Source organism: Alteromonas sp. ABH4_456 (assembly GCF_056160645.1).
Window position 1 is genome coordinate 142,184 of record NZ_JBSWXO010000009.1, and the last position, 15,602, is coordinate 157,785.

A 15,602-nucleotide genomic window follows, 5' to 3' on the forward strand; every position below is an offset into this window, starting at 1 on the left:
GTTCGGGGTTATTTTGACGTTACGTTGTGAAAAGTCTTACAAAGATTCTGCTACGATCTTCGGTGTGACGAAAATGAGCAGCTCCCGTTTCTGATACACAGAGGCGTTTCTTTTAAATAAATTTCCAACTACCGGTAAATCGCCGAATAACGGCACTTTGGATACATCTGAGGTACTGGTTTGCTGGAAAATACCACCCAGCACCACAGTTTCGCCATTATCTACCAGCACTTGTGTCTGGATTTCCTGCGTATCAATGGCAACCGCCGGGCCGGTAGATGTATCAACCGTTTCACCACGGGTATCCTGAGTAACTACCAAATCAAGAATGATCCGGTTATCAGGGGTAATGTGTGGTGTCACTTTCAGGCTCAGTACCGCTTTCTTAAACTCTACTGACGTAGCGCCGCTGGACGTCGCCTGTACATAAGGAATTTCTGTACCCTGCTCAATATAAGCTTCATGCTGGTTGGCGACTGTAATACGGGGACTGGCAATGATTTCACCTTTATTCTCCGACTCCAGTGCTGACAGCTCCAAATCCAGGATGTTACCGTCTATTAAATCGGCAATCTGAAAACCAATGCGGGCGACACCTGTGGTGGTTACCGGCAGGTTCACATTCAGCCGGTCAGAAATGTCCGGTACGCTGCCAGAGGACGCAGAATCCGCACCTTCCAGTGAACCTGAAATCGCACCGTTGCTTTGGGTATCTGTGATACCCCAGCGTACGCCGAGTTCTTCATCAACATTGTCACGTACCGTGACCATACGGGATTCTATGAGTACCTGCTTGACCGGAATATCCAGCGCATCAATAACAGCGCGGGCTTCATCGATAGACTCCTGAGTATCTTTCAGCAACAGCGTGTTGGTACGTTCATCTACTGTGACTGAACCACGGTCTGACAAAATGCCGCCATCCTGCGATTTCAGGATTTGCGCAATGGCATCCGCTTTTGCGTAATTCACCGTGATATTCGATGTAGTCAGCGGTGCCAGATCTGACACCTGCTTTTTCGATTGTAACTGGGCAGTTTCCCGCGCGGTCAACTCTTCTGCAGGAGCAACCAGCAGAATATTGCCTTCCATGCGCTTATCCAGCCCTTTGATTTTAAGAATCATCGCCAGTGCCTGATCCCAGGGCACCCCTTCAAGGCGAATAGTTACGTTGCCAGTAACCGTGTCTGTGGTTACCAGGTTGAAGCCATTGGTTTGAGCAATGATTTGCAGCACCTGGCGAACCGGTACGTCCTGGAAGTCCAGTGAAATAGGCTTGCCTGAGTATTCCGGATCTTTATCAAGTTCAGCCAGTTCTTCTTTACTCATCGGCTGTAGTTCAATACGCAGAGTATTGCCCTGCTTGCGGTGGCGGGCCAGCACGGTGCCTTTGTAATTGATAATAAGGCTGGCACTTTCTTCGTTCTGGAAAGTCTCAATAGACTGCACCTCTGTGCCGAACTGAACCACATCGAGTTCAACCAGCTGGTCATCTCCGAGTTCAGTTTTGGGCAGAGTGATGGTGAGTTTTCCCTGTGCCTCAATGAGTTGCGGAGAAAAGTTGTCGTTATCAAATTCGATAACGGTGACAGCCATATTGTCGGCTTCACGGGAAAAATCGATATTGGTCAGGGTTGAGTTGAAGATCTTATCGACTTCAGCGTAAGGATCCAGCAGTACGGTTTCCTGTTCCTGGGCAATAGCCGGCGCAGCCAGGACATTAAAAATCACCAGCGCAGCCACAGAGCCACCCACCCAAAGCCATCTGCGGCTCCGGTTGTGCAGCTTTTTATTGAAAAGGTATCGCTCAGACATTGTTATTATCTCCTGCCGCTGCATTCATCGACAGCGTGGTTTGTTCCCGTTGCCAGCATCCCGCTCCGTCGGGTAGCAATTGTTCAATAATAATGGATTCGGTGCCAATTGACTTAATTTTTCCGTAAAACAAACCGACATGACTTCCTTCCCGGGCTTTTAACAGGCTGCCCTCGTTGGTCTTGAACAATACCCAGCGTACACCCTGCGTTCTAAATGTGCCAGATAACGTCAGAGAATCAAGACCATACTTCTCAAGTTCTTCTTTTCTGCGGTCAAAATCAGGCTGTAAACAATTGTTGTTTGTGGCGACGGCCACTGGAGAGGTGCGATCCACCGGACGGGCGAAGGGGCTTCTGAAAGAAGAGGCTTCATATTCAAAAGCAGGTTGGGATTTGAACTCAGGGTACGGGTCAACCTGTACCTGCGTTGTAGCTTTCACCTGCTGAATGTACGACACCAGGTCGTCCACCCGTGCGCCACAGGCGGAAAGTACAGAAGCCACTACTGCCAGGAGAACAAAACGTGACGATTTTAACATCATGGCTGTTTTGCTCCCTGTTGAGAATTCATGGAAGTACGGTAGGTTTTCGCTTGCATCTGCAGATTCAGACGGTCCGCTTCGTGCACAATTTCAAAATCGTGAAGAGTAACGATCCTTGGTAAATCAGCTATTTCAGACACAAATTCACCAAAATTGTGATAGCCGCCTGATACCTCAATTTCGATAGGTAATTCAGTATAGAATTCCTTCGGCACTTCCTGTTGCCAGTTCAGTAACTTAAAAGTCAGGCCTGACGTAGTACCTACGTAGGTAATGTCGTCCAGTAGTCCCGGCGTTTCGTTACTGGTGGGCAGTGAACGTAGCATGGTAGAGAAATCGGCTTCAATTTGCTTTAACTGTTCCATGTAAGCATTGAGGTTCACCGCGATACGGTATTTGGCCTGGAACTGCATTTTCAGTTCCTGTTCTTCAATTTCTGCCTGTTCAAGCACCGGGAGCTTAGGTTTTACAATGAACCAGTAGCTCAATGCACCAACCACGATAATCACGAACAGCATAACCACCAGTTTTACTTCTTTCGACCAGATGGCGACTTGTTCGAAGTCCAGTTCGTTGAGTTCTTTCAGCTTACTAAAATCAAAACTCATTTTTTATTACCTCCCGCAGAAGGTTGTTCAATGCGTGGTGCAACTTCCGGGCTGATATTAAATTTAAGTGTGAAGTCGCTTACTGCGTCACTGGCCGATGTGTCTGCTTTAATAGATGACAATTCACCGCCTGAAAATACCGGAGAGTTATCAAGCCGGCGCATAAAATCTGACAGGCGGTTATTGGAATCACTCAGCCCCTGTATTTCAATACTGTTCCCCAGTCTTCTCATGGAAGTAAAAGACACACCGGCTGGCAGGATTCTGGCCAGCTCATCAAACACCGAGGGAGCAACGTTCCGGCTGACCTGAAGCTGTTCAATCAGTGCCATGCGCTGTTCAATCGCTTTTTTCGCTTCTTTAATTTTCTGGATTTCCGCGATTTGCTTATTCAGAACAGCAATTTCTTGTTTGAGGTAATTATTGCGGGAATTCTGATTACGGATTTGGGCATCAATGACCTGACCCACAGCCCAGAAAATTGCACCGACAAAAATGGCGATGCCAAGAATAAGGATCAGATACTGTTGTTTTTGTTGCTGGCGTTGCTTTTCCCGCCACGGAAGCAGGTTTACATGTGCCATTCGCTAAAGCTCCGGCTGGCCAGACCCGCGGCAAGGGCAAGCTGGGGTGCCAGCGCCGCCAGTTTTTCCTGATCGAGTTTGGGATTAACGGTCATACCTTCAAAAGGATTAAATACTTCTATTTCCATACCCAGGTCCTGTCTCAATGACTCGACAAGTTCCGGTATGGTGGCACCGCCGCCGGCGAAGACAATTTTCTCCGGGCGATCACCGTGTAATGTAGACACGTACATCTGAATGGCCCGCTGGATCTGTTGCTGCAGATTGGCAGCAAAAATAGGCAGGGTGTCCTGTTGCCAGTTACCCGGCAGCGTGCCCAGCAGGATTTGTTTTTCTACCTCGTCGGGCTCCATCATATTGATGGCCGCGAGATCCTGAATCAGCATATTCATGCCAAAAGCATGTTCTTTGGTGTAAATCACTTCACCGTTTTGCCATACACAAATTTGCAGCAGTGAAGCACCCAGGTTGATACAGCAAATTTTCTCGTCCTCATTTTCCAGAGGATGGAAGTAAAACAGCGCATTACCCAGCGCATAACCTTCCATATCAACCACTTTAGGCTCGAAGGGAACTTCTCTTACCAGAGTGATACGGCTGTCGACCAGGTCTTTGTGGGCAGCAGAGAGGAGCACGTTGTCTTTGCCGGGGTAGGTTTTACTGGGGCCGAGTACTTCGAAGTCCAGATACACTTCCTCGAGAGGATAGGGGATCAGGCTGTCTGCTTCGATTTCAATCTGACCTTCCAGTTCGAAATCAGACTGTTCCGGGTCCATGTGTACCACTTTACTGATCACAGACGAGCCCGCTACGGCAATATTGACCGCTTTAACCTTCGTTTTCAGTACTTTCTTAATTTTCTTCAGCGTAATACTGATGGCGTCGAAATCTTTGATTTCACGTTCGGAAAACGCACGTTTCGAGATGGGCTCGCATGCGAACGCCTGCAGCACAAAGCCTTTGGCATTGCGTTCAATCAACACTGCTTTTATTTGACGAGTGCCTATGTCAAGGCCCACAATAGGTGGCAGCTTTTTCTTAAACAGCGATTTCATTTGCTGGCGTCCGGAATTTCAGAATTAATACTCTAAGGTAGAATGTAACGCAAAATATTTAAACTGTATGGTTATGATACAGGTACATAGGTATAAATTTCTGACACTAACCGGCGTAACACTCTTGGTAATGAAAATTTCGTGAAGTACATAAAATCCCTTTTTCTGATTACAATTATTGGCGGCACGCTAGGCGTAGCGGCACTTGCCGGTATTTATTTTTATATCAAACCAGACCTGCCAAGTGTTACTGTCCTGAAGGATGTACGCTTACAAACACCCATGAGAATTTATACCTATGATGGAAAATTAATTTCTCAATATGGAGTTAAACGGCGGATCCCGGTAAAACTTGAGGACGTACCTGAAAAATTGATTCAGGCGGTAATTGCTACCGAAGACAGCCGTTTTTATGAGCATTATGGTATCGATCCTATTGGTGTGGCCCGGGCGGCTTTCAATTTAATTATCACCGGTGAAAAGCAGCAGGGCGCCAGTACGCTCACCATGCAGCTCGCCCGCGGATTCTTCCTGACCCGCGATAAAACCTTCATCCGTAAGATCAAAGAAATTTTCATTGCGATTCACATGGAGCAGGTGCTGAGTAAGCAGGAAATCCTCGAGCTATACCTTAACAAGGTTGAACTTGGTCACCGTGCATTTGGCTTCGGTGCCGCTGCACAGGTGTATTACGGAAAGAATTTAAAAGAACTGAACCTTGCTCAGCTCGCTACGATTGCCGGTTTACCGCAGGCGCCATCGGTGCTGAATCCTGTAAGCCGGCCGGAACGTTCGGTTGAGCGCCGGCGTATTGTGTTATTACGTATGCTGGATGAGGGCTTTATCACGAAGGCTGAGTTTAATGAAGCCGCCGGTGCGCCGGTAACAGCACGTAAACACGGCGCTGAAATAGATCTCGACGCCCCGTACCTTGCTGATTTGATCTACAACGAGATGGTTGAAATCTACGGGAAGGAAGAAGCTGAAACCGGGGGATATCAGGTATACGCCACTGCGCCGTCTGATATTCAACAAGCGGCACAGGATGCAGTTGTACTTAACTTACACGACTATGATGAACGTCATGGTTACAGAGGCCCGGTGACCTGGTTGTGGAACCAGCCTGCGAAAGATGAGGATGATGAGCCGGAAGAAAATTCTCTGGCCCTGACCGATCAAAACAAACAATGGACGCCGGATGAAGTGCGAACTGCGCTGGATGCGGTGCCGCATTTCCATCCGCTGGTGCCTGCGGTGGTCACGCAGGTCTTTGATCCTGCCACGCCGGAAGAAGAGCCGTCGATAACAGTGACTGACCTGAATGGCGTGGAGCGTGTGATTAAATGGGAAGGTCTCGACTGGGCCCGTCCTTACATTACCGATTCCCGTCAGGGAGATGAACCTGAAACCGCATCGGATATTGTTTCTCCCGGTGCTGTGATTTATATCCGCATGCAGGACGAGCAGTGGCGGCTGGCACAAATTCCGGCGGTCAGCGGTGCTCTCATTGCACTCAATCCTCATAACGGTGCGGCTGAGGCTGTGGTTGGCGGCTACAGCTTCTATCAGAGCCAGTTTAACCGTGCTACCCAGGCCAAGCGTCAGGTAGGTTCAAATATTAAACCCTTTATCTATTCCGCTGCGCTGGAAAATGGCTATACCCTGGCATCCGTCATTAATGATGCGCCGATTAATCAGTGGGATGCCACCACCGGCGTGGCCTGGCGTCCGCAGAACTCACCTCCGGAATACGACGGACCAATCCGTATGCGTGTGGCACTGGGTAAATCGAAGAACGTGGTCTCAGTGCGTTTGCTACGGGGTGTGGGATTACAAAAAGCCAGAGAGCATCTGGCAAAATTTGGCTTCGATAAAGACGAAGTGCCTAACGATGAAACCGTGTCACTGGGTTCCGGCGCGCACACGCCGCTGGAAGTCGTAAGGGCCATGTCTGTTATCGCCAACGGCGGTTACCTGATTACTCCATACTTTATAGACCGTGTGCTCAATGAGCAGGGAGAGCAATTGTGGCAAGCTTCTCCGGCGTGGGCGTGCAACCCGTGCTCTGAAAGCGGTGAGCAAATAGCGGGCGCGGCTGCTCAGGACTACAGTGAAGACAATGTAGAGGCTATGCTGGAAGCCCAGCTGAATGCTGAGGGCGGTCTGGGCAAAGGCTTGCCGGTCACAACTGACGATTCAGCAGAAAAGCGCTCAGCACCAAGAGTGATCAGTGCACAAAATGCCTTCCTGGTAGCTGATATGATGCGAACCGGTGTACGTGCCAATGGCAGCTGGAGCAAGAAAACCTACTGGATGGGCACTGGCTGGCGGGCGAGAAATATTCTACAGCGGGATGACCTGTCGGGCAAAACAGGTACAACCAATGATGCGCGGGATACGTGGTTCAGCGGATTTCATCGGGACATTATCGCAACAGCCTGGGTAGGATTTGACGATATGAACCGTAATCTTGGCCGCTCTACCCGTAATCAGAATCTGATCAACCGTAATCCTGAGAAGTTTAACTGGCTGGGTAATGCCATGATTGGTGGTGAAGATGGCGCGAAAGCGGCGCAACCTGCCTGGATCCGGTTTATGCAGAAAATACTCGATGGTGTGCCGGAAGAACCGATGGCCATTCCGGAAGGAGTGGTACGAGTTCGTATCGACAGGGGCACAGGAAAGTTGACCAGACGAACAGACCATACGACACTATTTGAATACTTTGCGCAAGGCACCGAACCGAAGGTGTTCGTGCTTGACGATGAAATCGTCGATCCTGCACAAGGTGACGAAAACGCAGCGCCCGAGCCAGAGGAAATCTTTTAGGCGAGAAGGTTTTGGCCGGGCTACATTCCCAACAATAAATCGGATAAACAATGTCAGACGAGTCAAACCGATATTTATATATACCCCACGCTGGACCCTCACTGTTAGAAACGCCCTTGTTGAACAAGGGCAGTGCTTTTACGGCCCGTGAACGGGCCTCTTTCAACCTGACCGGATTACTTCCGCCAAGGTATGAGTCAATCGAAGAACAGGTTGAACGTGCGTTCATGCAATACAGTTCTTTTGATGATGCTCTGAATAAGCACATCTATCTGCGGGCCATTCAGGATAATAACGAAACCCTGTTCTATCGCCTTATCCAGTCACATATTGAAGAAATGATGCCCATCATCTACACCCCTACAGTAGGTGATGCCTGTGAGCAGTTTTCTGACATCTATCGCAGTTCCCGCGGACTTTTTGTTTCCTGGGAAGAACGTCATCAACTGGATGATATCGTCAGGAACGCAACAAAACGTAAAGTAAAAGTGATTGTTGTGACTGACGGTGAGCGGATCCTGGGTCTCGGTGACCAGGGGATCGGCGGCATGGGTATTCCAATCGGTAAACTGTCGCTGTATACCGCTTGTGGTGGTATCAGCCCGGCATACACGTTACCTGTCATGCTTGACGTGGGTACCAACAACGAAAAACTGTTAAACGACCCGATGTACATGGGCGCGCGCCATCCGCGTATCGGTCAGGAAGAATATGACGAATTTGTCGACATGTTCATTAAAGCGGTTAAACGCCGCTGGCCGGAAGTAATGATTCAGTTCGAAGATTTTGCTCAGCCAAATGCGATGCCTTTATTGCAACGCTACCGCAACGAAATCTGCTGTTTCAATGATGACATTCAGGGCACCGCAGCGGTGACTCTGGGTACCATTCTGGCAGCCTGCCGGACCACTCAGCGTAAATTGTCTGAGATGAAAGTGGTCTTTGTCGGTGCCGGCTCAGCAGGTTGCGGTATTGCAGAAATGCTGATCCAGCAAATGGTGTCGGAAGGACTGACTGATGCGCAGGCGCGCAAGCAGGTCTTTATGATTGACCGTTTTGGCTTGCTGACCGAAGGTATGGAAGGCTTACGTGACTTCCAGGCGAAGCTGCAGCACAGTCAGGAAGACATTGCAGGCTGGACGTTCTCCGGTAAATTCCCGTCGTTGCTGGATGTGATGCATTGTGCTCAGCCTGATGTGTTGATAGGTGTGTCCGGTCAGCCGGGTCTGTTCACTGAGCAGGTTATCCGGGCAATGAAGAGTCATTGCGAACTGCCCATTATCTTCCCGTTGAGTAATCCATCACGTCAGGTTGAAGCCCGGCCTGAGCAGGTTATTGAGTGGACAGACGGTGAAGTTGTCATTGCTACCGGCAGCCCGTTCAAACCTGTTGAGTACAACGGTAAGGTGTATCCTGTTGCCCAGTGTAACAACAGTTATATCTTCCCGGGGATTGGCCTGGGCGTTATTGCGGGTAAGGCAAAGCTGATCAGTGATGAAATGTTGATGGCAGCCAGTAATGCGCTAGCGTCAGCATCACCTATGGCTAATACCGGTGAAGGCTGCTTACTGCCGCCACTTACTGAAATTGCGACTCTGAGCAAAGACATCGCCTTTGCCGTGGCGAAAGTGGCTATGGAGCAGGATCTGGCACTGGAAATGACAGACGAGGCCCTGAAAGCGAGTATTGAGAAAAACTTCTGGCAGGCTGAATACCGCCCCTATAAGCGGGTAAGTATTTAAGTACAATAAAGCCGTGGTCGCTAATACCGGTATAAAGCATACCGGCATTATTCAGCGCCGGCCCGCATTGACTGCGAATAAAAAAAGACCGTGCAACGCAAGTTGTACGGTCTTTTATTTACGCAGGATTAATCTGCTTTTGGGCATTCAACAAATTAGTGATTTCACCGGGGGCAATTGGAACAAGAAAAGTGCTCAAAAATCAATCACCGTATGGGATAAGCAACAATACCTGACAGAATGAACAGGAATTTATCTTCGTGCACGTATCGCTAACTTATTGATCTGTAGTTTTGCGTGAACGGCTTAACCCACACGTTGAAGAAAAACTGTACGCTCTGCGGGTAAAAAGTAAACGAACGCATACGTAAACTAAAAAACCGCCTGCACTGGCCTTAAAGTGTCGGTACTTCGCTACGTTTTCACTTCAAAAATGACTAAGTCACCCACTGTGTTGTTAGTTAATTTTCTGTTTTGTATGCTCTTTTTTTCTTTGGCACACTGCTTGATATGACCATGGCACAGGAACAAATTCTGGTTAACGCCTATATAGAATTTAAGTGATATTGAAACAGCAATACATATAAAACGGAGAATAATAATGAAAACAGGAGCTGGTGCAGTAATGAAGCGCTATACAAGGAAAATTAGTCGTGCTCTGAAGCAGGCAGGCCCTGCGGCTCTTATTATTTCTTCTGTTTCGTTACTGACTGCCTGTGGTGGTGGCAGTGGTAGTGAAATGACTCAGGCCGAAGATACAGAAACGTTTTTCTCTAATTTCACATTGAATATCTCAGATGCGCCGGTGGATAACGCCAGTGAAGTGGTCGTATTTTTCAGCACCGTTGAGTTACGCGGGAATGGTGATGCCATCACTATCGATGTCACAGACAGTAACGGCGATCCCCGCGAGATAGATTTGCTAACCCTTCAGGGAAATGCATTTGCATCGTTGATAGAAGATTTTGATTTGCCCGCCGGTGAATACACGCAAATTCGAATTCCTGTGTCTGAAGCGTCTTACGTGGTCATGGATGATGGCACCTGGCCTTTGTCCGTACCTTCCGGTGAAGTGAAGTTAGACGGTTTTACTGCGCTGGCCGGAGAGGAGCAGACATTTACCGTCGAATTTGATTTACGTAAAAGCCTGGTGGATCCGCAAGGTCAGGATGAGGTGTTCCTGAAACCCCGGGGAATACGGCTGGTCGATAACAGCGAAGCCGGCGGCATTGAAGGCCGTGTCGGGGAGTCATTGCTGACTCAGGCAGCTTGTTCTGTGAAGTCTGACTTTACTTACGGTAATGCTGTTTATGTATTTGAAGGCACGGGTCTGGATGTGGCCTCCTTAGGGGAAGACGCAGACACCAGTGCCACAGATACTGAGTTTCGCCCGGTCGCGATAGCAACGGTCAATACCGATGCCAGTTCTGACCAGTCATCCTACGGGCTGGGTTATCTGGAAGCTGGTGATTACACGCTGGCACTGACCTGTCTGGGTCATCTGGACGAGCCTGAAACCGACGATGATAACGAATTTTCTTTTTTAACTGTCAAAGAAGTCACGGTTGCTGCTAACGAAGTAACAATAGCCAACTTTGACAATTGAGCCTGTTTGCGGGCAATGGACTGTCCGCTCTTTTATTCTAATCTGTTGTGAAAGCATCTCAGAGTTATCTGAGATTTCACACCAGAGGTTTACATTTGAACCGGCCAGCCAGGCGACTCCGGACAATCATTGCGCGGTGTCTGCTTAGTTGATACTTTAACGGTATCAACGCGTTTACCCTCATCATACATGAACCTCCCTGAGATAGACTTTGCCCAGGCAGTGGGGCTGCTAAGCTTTGTGCTTGGCATACTGTGCTTTTACCAGAAAGACGACCGGCATCTGAAATTGATGATGGTGGTGATGAACCTTAATCATGCCTTCCACTTTTTCCTTCTGAATGCCATTACTGCAGCCGTAAGCGCGCAGCTGGCCGTTTTGCGAACCGGGCTATCGCTGAAAACCAGTTCGCCGGTGGTGGCTTTCTGGTTTATCGCTTTTACGATGGTGTGGGGGATCTGGCTGGCAGATAGCTGGAAAGACTTGTTCCCCATTCTCGGCAGTTGTGTAGGCACCTATGCGGTTTTTTGTCTCACCGGCATTTCTATGCGCATTGGCTTCATAATTGGTGCATTGTGCTGGCTGACTAATAATATACTGGTGGGGTCTATTGGCACCACGCTGCTGGAACTTACCCTGATTGCGGTGAATTTAAATACCATCCGCCGGCTCTGGCTGCATAAAAAACTTAATGAAGATATCCATGAGGCCGGAACCTGATGTTTATTCCTAAAAATATGCGTATGCCTGCGGGCGGACAAACATGGTCGTTCATTAAAGCGCACAGCTTCGGTGTGATGATTACATCTGATCTCACCGCCACACATTTACCTTTTGTGGTTCGTGAACAGGAAGGGCAACTGCTGGGTCATATGGCGAAGGCGAATCCTCAGTGGCGGGACACAGATGGTCAGCGGGTGCTGGTGATTTTTTCCGGCCCTCACAGCTATATTTCTCCCCGCTGGTATGCCAGTAAGCCAAACGTCCCCACATGGAATTATGCTGCTGTACATGCTTACGGGACGCTGGAACTTGTTGAGGATGAGGCAAACCTTGCCGCCATGATGACACTGGTGGAAACCTACGATCCGGGACTCACCGGGGATAAAAGTATTATGTCTGACGACTATGTGAATAAGTTATCCGGTGCAACCACCGGATTTCGTATTCAGGTGGACACGCTGGAAGGTAAAGAGAAACTGAATCAGCACAAGTCACAGGCTGATCAGCAAGGCGTTTATCAGGCTTTGCAGCAATCACAAGATACAGACGCACTGGCGCTGGCGAACTACATGAAATCACGGCATTTGGGGACCGGGGAATAATTTCCGGCCCCTGACTTTAATCTGCTATTATCCATTTCCATCTTTAGCGTGACAAAATTCCCCCATAATCCATCATGGTAAAAATCCTGTTTGCTTTTATTGGCCTTGCTGCGTCCGTGGCTGGCATTATTACGCTCACTGCTGTGCACGATCTTTACAGTAAAAAGCGCGTTAATCTTGATCCCCACCTGCGGGAGATTTCCGGTATCGAGTTCGATAAAAAAGACCGGTTATGGGCGATTAATGATGGTGGCGATGACCCGGTGCTCTATCAACTGGATGACGACGGTAGTATTGTTCGCAAAATACATGTGACCAACGCGAAAAATATCGACTGGGAAGATATGACTCAGGATGCCTTCGGGCATTTTTTCTTAGGGGATTTCGGCAATAACGATCAGTCCAGAAAATGGCTGACGGTATACAAAATAGAAAATCCAATCGATATTAAAACCGATACGACGGAAGCTGAAATCATCAAATTTACTTATCCGGAAATGGACGGTTCTCCAATCCCGCCGGAACACCGTAATTTTGATTTGGAAGCATTCGTGGAATTTGACCACAATCTGTATCTGTTTACCAAAAACCGTACTATTCCTTTTGACGGTCTGACCAACCTGTACCGTATCGGTGACTATGCCGCGAATTTTGAAGCTGAATTACTGGGCTCATTTCAAACCTGCACCACACTGGAAAAACTCTGTTGGATCACGTCGGCTGCCTTAAACCCTGAAAGGGATATGCTGGTTCTGCTGGACTCCACCAGCTTATGGTTGTTTGAGAACTTTGAAGGAGATAATTTCTTTTCCGGCGATGTCTCACGGATTGATTTAGGTATCGTGACTCAAAAGGAAGCGGTGGCGTTTTATAACAGCAATACCATTGTACTAACCGATGAGGAGTTCAATGGCATTGGTGGGAATGCCTATGTCATCAAGCTGGATGAAGCTGAGATTAAGCGCATCCGCTGATGCCGCTGTCCCTGAGACAGAACAGCGGCTGATAATATATCTGTCAGTGAGAAGTGTTTATCTGGCGAACTGTCTGAATACGTAGGGTAATGACGCTCCCAGCGTTTCTCCGTGAGAGAGGCCCTGAAGCGTAGTCATTTCAGCATCAACACCGGCTGCTTTTAAACGTTCAACCATTCTGGCGGTTTCACCGGCAGGAACCGATTCTCTGGCTTTGTACACGGCAGCCAGTGTTGCGGCATCCCGATCTCCCCGCGGGCGGCGTTTTGCCTCACCGCCAGAACCCGTGAGTACTAACAGGCTTTTGTCTTTAATGTCAGCGGGGCTTTCTTTTAGCAGGTCATGCTCCTCAGATAAAATATAGCCTTCTCCCCACCACAGTGACGGATCGACAGGGGCATAGAACGCGAAGCTGTCTGGCCGGGTAAACAGGGCGTGCAAAACGAAGATACCACCATAGGAATGACCCCATAATCCCGTCTTCTCAGGGTTAACCGGGGTATTGTCTGAGATGGCAGGAATGACCTTACCGGTGATAAAAGACAAGTATCCGTCTGCGCCACCATACTCTCTGCCGGGACGTTGCTCTTTAGCGCTCAATGCAGATTCATTGAGGGCCGGAGTGTAGTCATAGGCGCGGGCATCGCCGTCAATGCGCAGATCGTTGTCATGAGCGAGGAATGCCAGTACCGGCGGTGCAGCGCTTTGCGACAGCTCAGTAAGCAAGTCTGCAGACACGTCCATCAGTGCAGCATTACCATCGAGCATGATGAGTAAAGGAAAGCCCTCTTCCGGCGCCGGTGCTTCCGGTATCGCCAGGTTCACCCGGTACGCCTTCTGCGTATCGTGTTTTGCGTCGTGTCTGGTGAATTGTAAACGGGTGAAGCGGTAGCCCGGGGCGCCGGTATCAGCCACGGTTTTACCGGTTGTTATAGTAAGATCCGGTTGAGCGTTTACGGGTGAGACGTGACTAAGAGAAAAACTGAAAAGTGAAAAAATCAAAACTCTGATAAACATATTGATAGCCTGAATAACGAAAAACGTGAGTGCGACTGCAAATTGATGCCTGATAACGAGTCAGGTAAATGCAACGACCGATTTTACCACTAATGAGAATGATTATCTTTTGCTATTTGATGTGCTCAGGGGATGAGGACAGTGTCTTAAAAAACAACCTGCCGGATGGCAGGTTGTGATACAAAGTAAATTACAGCCCGAGGGTGAAAATCTTCGAGTTACGCTGGAAGTTATACAGTTCTTTTTTCGCCTGCGGCAGTTCGCCGAGATCTGAAGGACGGAAACCGTGTTCCAGAAACCAGTGTGCTGTCAGCGTAGTCAGAACAAACAAGGTGTGAATGCCTGAATCCAGTGCACGACGTTTCACTTCTTCCAGAATGCGCTCTGCCCGGTTTTTGCCACGGTAGTCCGGGTGTGTTGCCACACAAGCCAGCTCCGCTTTGCCTTCTTCCGGATAGAGATACAGCGCCGCACAGGCGATGATCATGCCGTCACGCACAATAATAATGAACTGATTGATTTCATTCTCAAGGCGTTCACGGGAGCGTTTCACCAGCGCGCCACTTTCTTCCAGCGGCTTGATGAGGTTAATGATACCGCCCACATCTTCGATGGTGGCACCACGTAACTGCTCGTAATGGTGCTCCATCACCAGCGAACCGGCACCGTCACGGGTGAACAATTCCTGCAACAATGCACCGTCAGTTTCATAGCTGATACAGTGAGCACGGGGGATGCCGGCTGCCACACTGGTGGTCAGTGCACTTAACACCGTTTGCTCAGTCTGAATTTGCTCTTCAAAAATGAGCTCTTCCAGTTGCGGACGTTCAATGGTGCGCAGTAATTTGCCGTCGTTATGACGAATACCGTCGTCTTTGGAGAAAACGATAATTTTATCTGCTTTTAGTGCAATCGCAGCCTGCGTCGCCACATCTTCATGGGATAAGTTGAACACTTCTCCGGTGGTGGAATACCCCATCGGAGAAAGCAGAACAATCGAGCCGTCATTCAGATGATCGTTGATACCTGTGGTATCAATCCGGCGCACCAGGCCGGTGTTTTCATAATCGATGCCGCTGCGTACACCCATAGGTTTAGCGACGACCAGATTACCTGTACACACGCGAATTTGTGCGCCGTGCATAGGTGAGTTGGGCAGTCCCATGGTCAGCAGTGCTTCTACGTGGCTACGCACTGAACCGGCGGCATCTTTGACGCATTCCAGGGTTTGCTTGTCGGTAATGCGGACACCGTCGAGAAAACGACCTTCGATGCCCCGCATGCTAACCCGTTCGTCAATTTGCGGACGGGCACCGTGCACCAGCACCAGACGTACACCTAAGCTGGCGAGCAGGGCGATATCGTGAATAATGTTGGCAAAGTTACTCTGTTCGATGGCCTCACCACCGAACATCAGCACAAAGGTTTTTCCTCTGTGCGCGTTGATGTACGGCAGCGAGCTGCGAAAGAGTTTTATGCCATCATGATGAGCTAACACCATTT

The 15,602-nt window shown here is 49.0% G+C and carries 13 protein-coding genes; 6 read left to right on the plus strand and 7 right to left on the minus strand.

The window, feature by feature from the left end; genetic code table 11:
• Positions 1-36: 36 nt before the first annotated feature.
• From ACXAG2_RS14610 to pilM, 5 genes are read right to left on the minus strand one after another with little or no spacing between them, the layout of a single operon-like run.
• The gene (locus tag ACXAG2_RS14610; protein ID WP_474868093.1) at positions 37-1,815 is read right to left on the minus strand and encodes a type IV pilus secretin PilQ; all 1,779 of its coding nucleotides are present in this window, start codon (positions 1,813-1,815) and stop codon (positions 37-39) included.
• Positions 1,808-2,359: a pilus assembly protein PilP gene (locus ACXAG2_RS14615; protein ID WP_474868095.1), complete on the minus strand. Its 552-nt coding sequence runs from the start codon at positions 2,357-2,359 to the stop codon at positions 1,808-1,810. Before ACXAG2_RS14615 ends, ACXAG2_RS14610 begins: the two co-directional genes overlap by 8 nt.
• Positions 2,356-2,967: a type IV pilus inner membrane component PilO gene (locus ACXAG2_RS14620; RefSeq protein WP_119502737.1), complete on the minus strand. Its 612-nt coding sequence runs from the start codon at positions 2,965-2,967 to the stop codon at positions 2,356-2,358. The genes ACXAG2_RS14615 and ACXAG2_RS14620 overlap by 4 nt, the downstream gene beginning before the upstream one ends.
• On the minus strand, positions 2,964-3,551 hold the full coding sequence (locus tag ACXAG2_RS14625; protein WP_119502736.1) for a PilN domain-containing protein: 588 nt from the start codon (positions 3,549-3,551) through the stop codon (positions 2,964-2,966). The genes ACXAG2_RS14620 and ACXAG2_RS14625 overlap by 4 nt, the downstream gene beginning before the upstream one ends.
• Entirely contained in the window at positions 3,539-4,606 is a 1,068-nt protein-coding gene (pilM, locus tag ACXAG2_RS14630; protein WP_119502735.1) for a type IV pilus assembly protein PilM, read from the minus strand. The genes ACXAG2_RS14625 and pilM overlap by 13 nt, the downstream gene beginning before the upstream one ends.
• A gap of 141 nt (positions 4,607-4,747) precedes the next feature.
• On the opposite strand from pilM, the gene ACXAG2_RS14635 reads away from it, so the two are divergent.
• The 6 genes from ACXAG2_RS14635 (at position 4,748) to ACXAG2_RS14660 (ending at position 13,082) form a co-directional block, all read left to right on the plus strand.
• A complete protein-coding gene (locus ACXAG2_RS14635; RefSeq protein WP_474868098.1) occupies positions 4,748-7,435 on the plus strand; it encodes a penicillin-binding protein 1A in 2,688 nt (895 codons plus the stop codon).
• 50 nt (positions 7,436-7,485) lie between these two features.
• A complete protein-coding gene (locus ACXAG2_RS14640; RefSeq protein WP_349589781.1) occupies positions 7,486-9,177 on the plus strand; it encodes an NAD-dependent malic enzyme in 1,692 nt (563 codons plus the stop codon).
• A gap of 601 nt (positions 9,178-9,778) precedes the next feature.
• Complete coding sequence (locus tag ACXAG2_RS14645) at positions 9,779-10,783, plus strand: DUF4382 domain-containing protein (RefSeq protein WP_474868100.1); 1,005 nt, start codon at positions 9,779-9,781, stop codon at positions 10,781-10,783.
• A gap of 189 nt (positions 10,784-10,972) precedes the next feature.
• Positions 10,973-11,503, plus strand: coding sequence for a YgjV family protein (locus tag ACXAG2_RS14650; RefSeq protein ID WP_474868103.1), 531 nt, complete (start codon positions 10,973-10,975; stop codon positions 11,501-11,503).
• Positions 11,503-12,108 (plus strand): FMN-binding negative transcriptional regulator, encoded by a 606-nt coding sequence (locus tag ACXAG2_RS14655; protein WP_474868105.1) that lies wholly within the window; start codon positions 11,503-11,505, stop codon positions 12,106-12,108. The genes ACXAG2_RS14650 and ACXAG2_RS14655 overlap by 1 nt, the downstream gene beginning before the upstream one ends.
• A gap of 74 nt (positions 12,109-12,182) precedes the next feature.
• Positions 12,183-13,082, plus strand: a complete 900-nt coding sequence (locus ACXAG2_RS14660; RefSeq protein WP_119502730.1) for a hypothetical protein — start codon at positions 12,183-12,185, stop codon at positions 13,080-13,082.
• A 57-nt stretch (positions 13,083-13,139) separates the two neighbouring features.
• Here ACXAG2_RS14660 and ACXAG2_RS14665 read toward each other — a convergent pair whose 3' ends face one another.
• Both ACXAG2_RS14665 and argA read right to left on the minus strand, forming a co-directional pair.
• Positions 13,140-13,997: an alpha/beta hydrolase gene (locus ACXAG2_RS14665; protein ID WP_474868108.1), complete on the minus strand. Its 858-nt coding sequence runs from the start codon at positions 13,995-13,997 to the stop codon at positions 13,140-13,142.
• A 292-nt stretch (positions 13,998-14,289) separates the two neighbouring features.
• Positions 14,290-15,600 (minus strand): amino-acid N-acetyltransferase, encoded by a 1,311-nt coding sequence (gene argA / locus ACXAG2_RS14670; RefSeq protein ID WP_474841440.1) that lies wholly within the window; start codon positions 15,598-15,600, stop codon positions 14,290-14,292.
• Positions 15,601-15,602 lie beyond the last annotated feature (2 nt).

Excerpts from the sequence above, each read along its gene's own strand:
- ACXAG2_RS14610 (WP_474868093.1), bottom strand. The coding sequence starts at position 1,815 with ATGTCTGAGCGATACCTTTTCAATAAAAAGCTGCACAACCGGAGCCGC.
- ACXAG2_RS14615 (WP_474868095.1), bottom strand. The coding sequence starts at position 2,359 with ATGATGTTAAAATCGTCACGTTTTGTTCTCCTGGCAGTAGTGGCTTCT.
- ACXAG2_RS14620 (WP_119502737.1), bottom strand. The coding sequence starts at position 2,967 with ATGAGTTTTGATTTTAGTAAGCTGAAAGAACTCAACGAACTGGACTTC.
- ACXAG2_RS14625 (WP_119502736.1), bottom strand. The coding sequence starts at position 3,551 with ATGGCACATGTAAACCTGCTTCCGTGGCGGGAAAAGCAACGCCAGCAA.
- pilM (WP_119502735.1), bottom strand. The coding sequence starts at position 4,606 with ATGAAATCGCTGTTTAAGAAAAAGCTGCCACCTATTGTGGGCCTTGAC.
- ACXAG2_RS14640 (WP_349589781.1), top strand. The coding sequence starts at position 7,486 with ATGTCAGACGAGTCAAACCGATATTTATATATACCCCACGCTGGACCC.
- ACXAG2_RS14645 (WP_474868100.1), top strand. The coding sequence starts at position 9,779 with ATGAAAACAGGAGCTGGTGCAGTAATGAAGCGCTATACAAGGAAAATT.
- ACXAG2_RS14650 (WP_474868103.1), top strand. The coding sequence starts at position 10,973 with ATGAACCTCCCTGAGATAGACTTTGCCCAGGCAGTGGGGCTGCTAAGC.
- ACXAG2_RS14655 (WP_474868105.1), top strand. The coding sequence starts at position 11,503 with ATGTTTATTCCTAAAAATATGCGTATGCCTGCGGGCGGACAAACATGG.
- ACXAG2_RS14660 (WP_119502730.1), top strand. The coding sequence starts at position 12,183 with ATGGTAAAAATCCTGTTTGCTTTTATTGGCCTTGCTGCGTCCGTGGCT.
- argA (WP_474841440.1), bottom strand. The coding sequence starts at position 15,600 with ATGGTGTTAGCTCATCATGATGGCATAAAACTCTTTCGCAGCTCGCTG.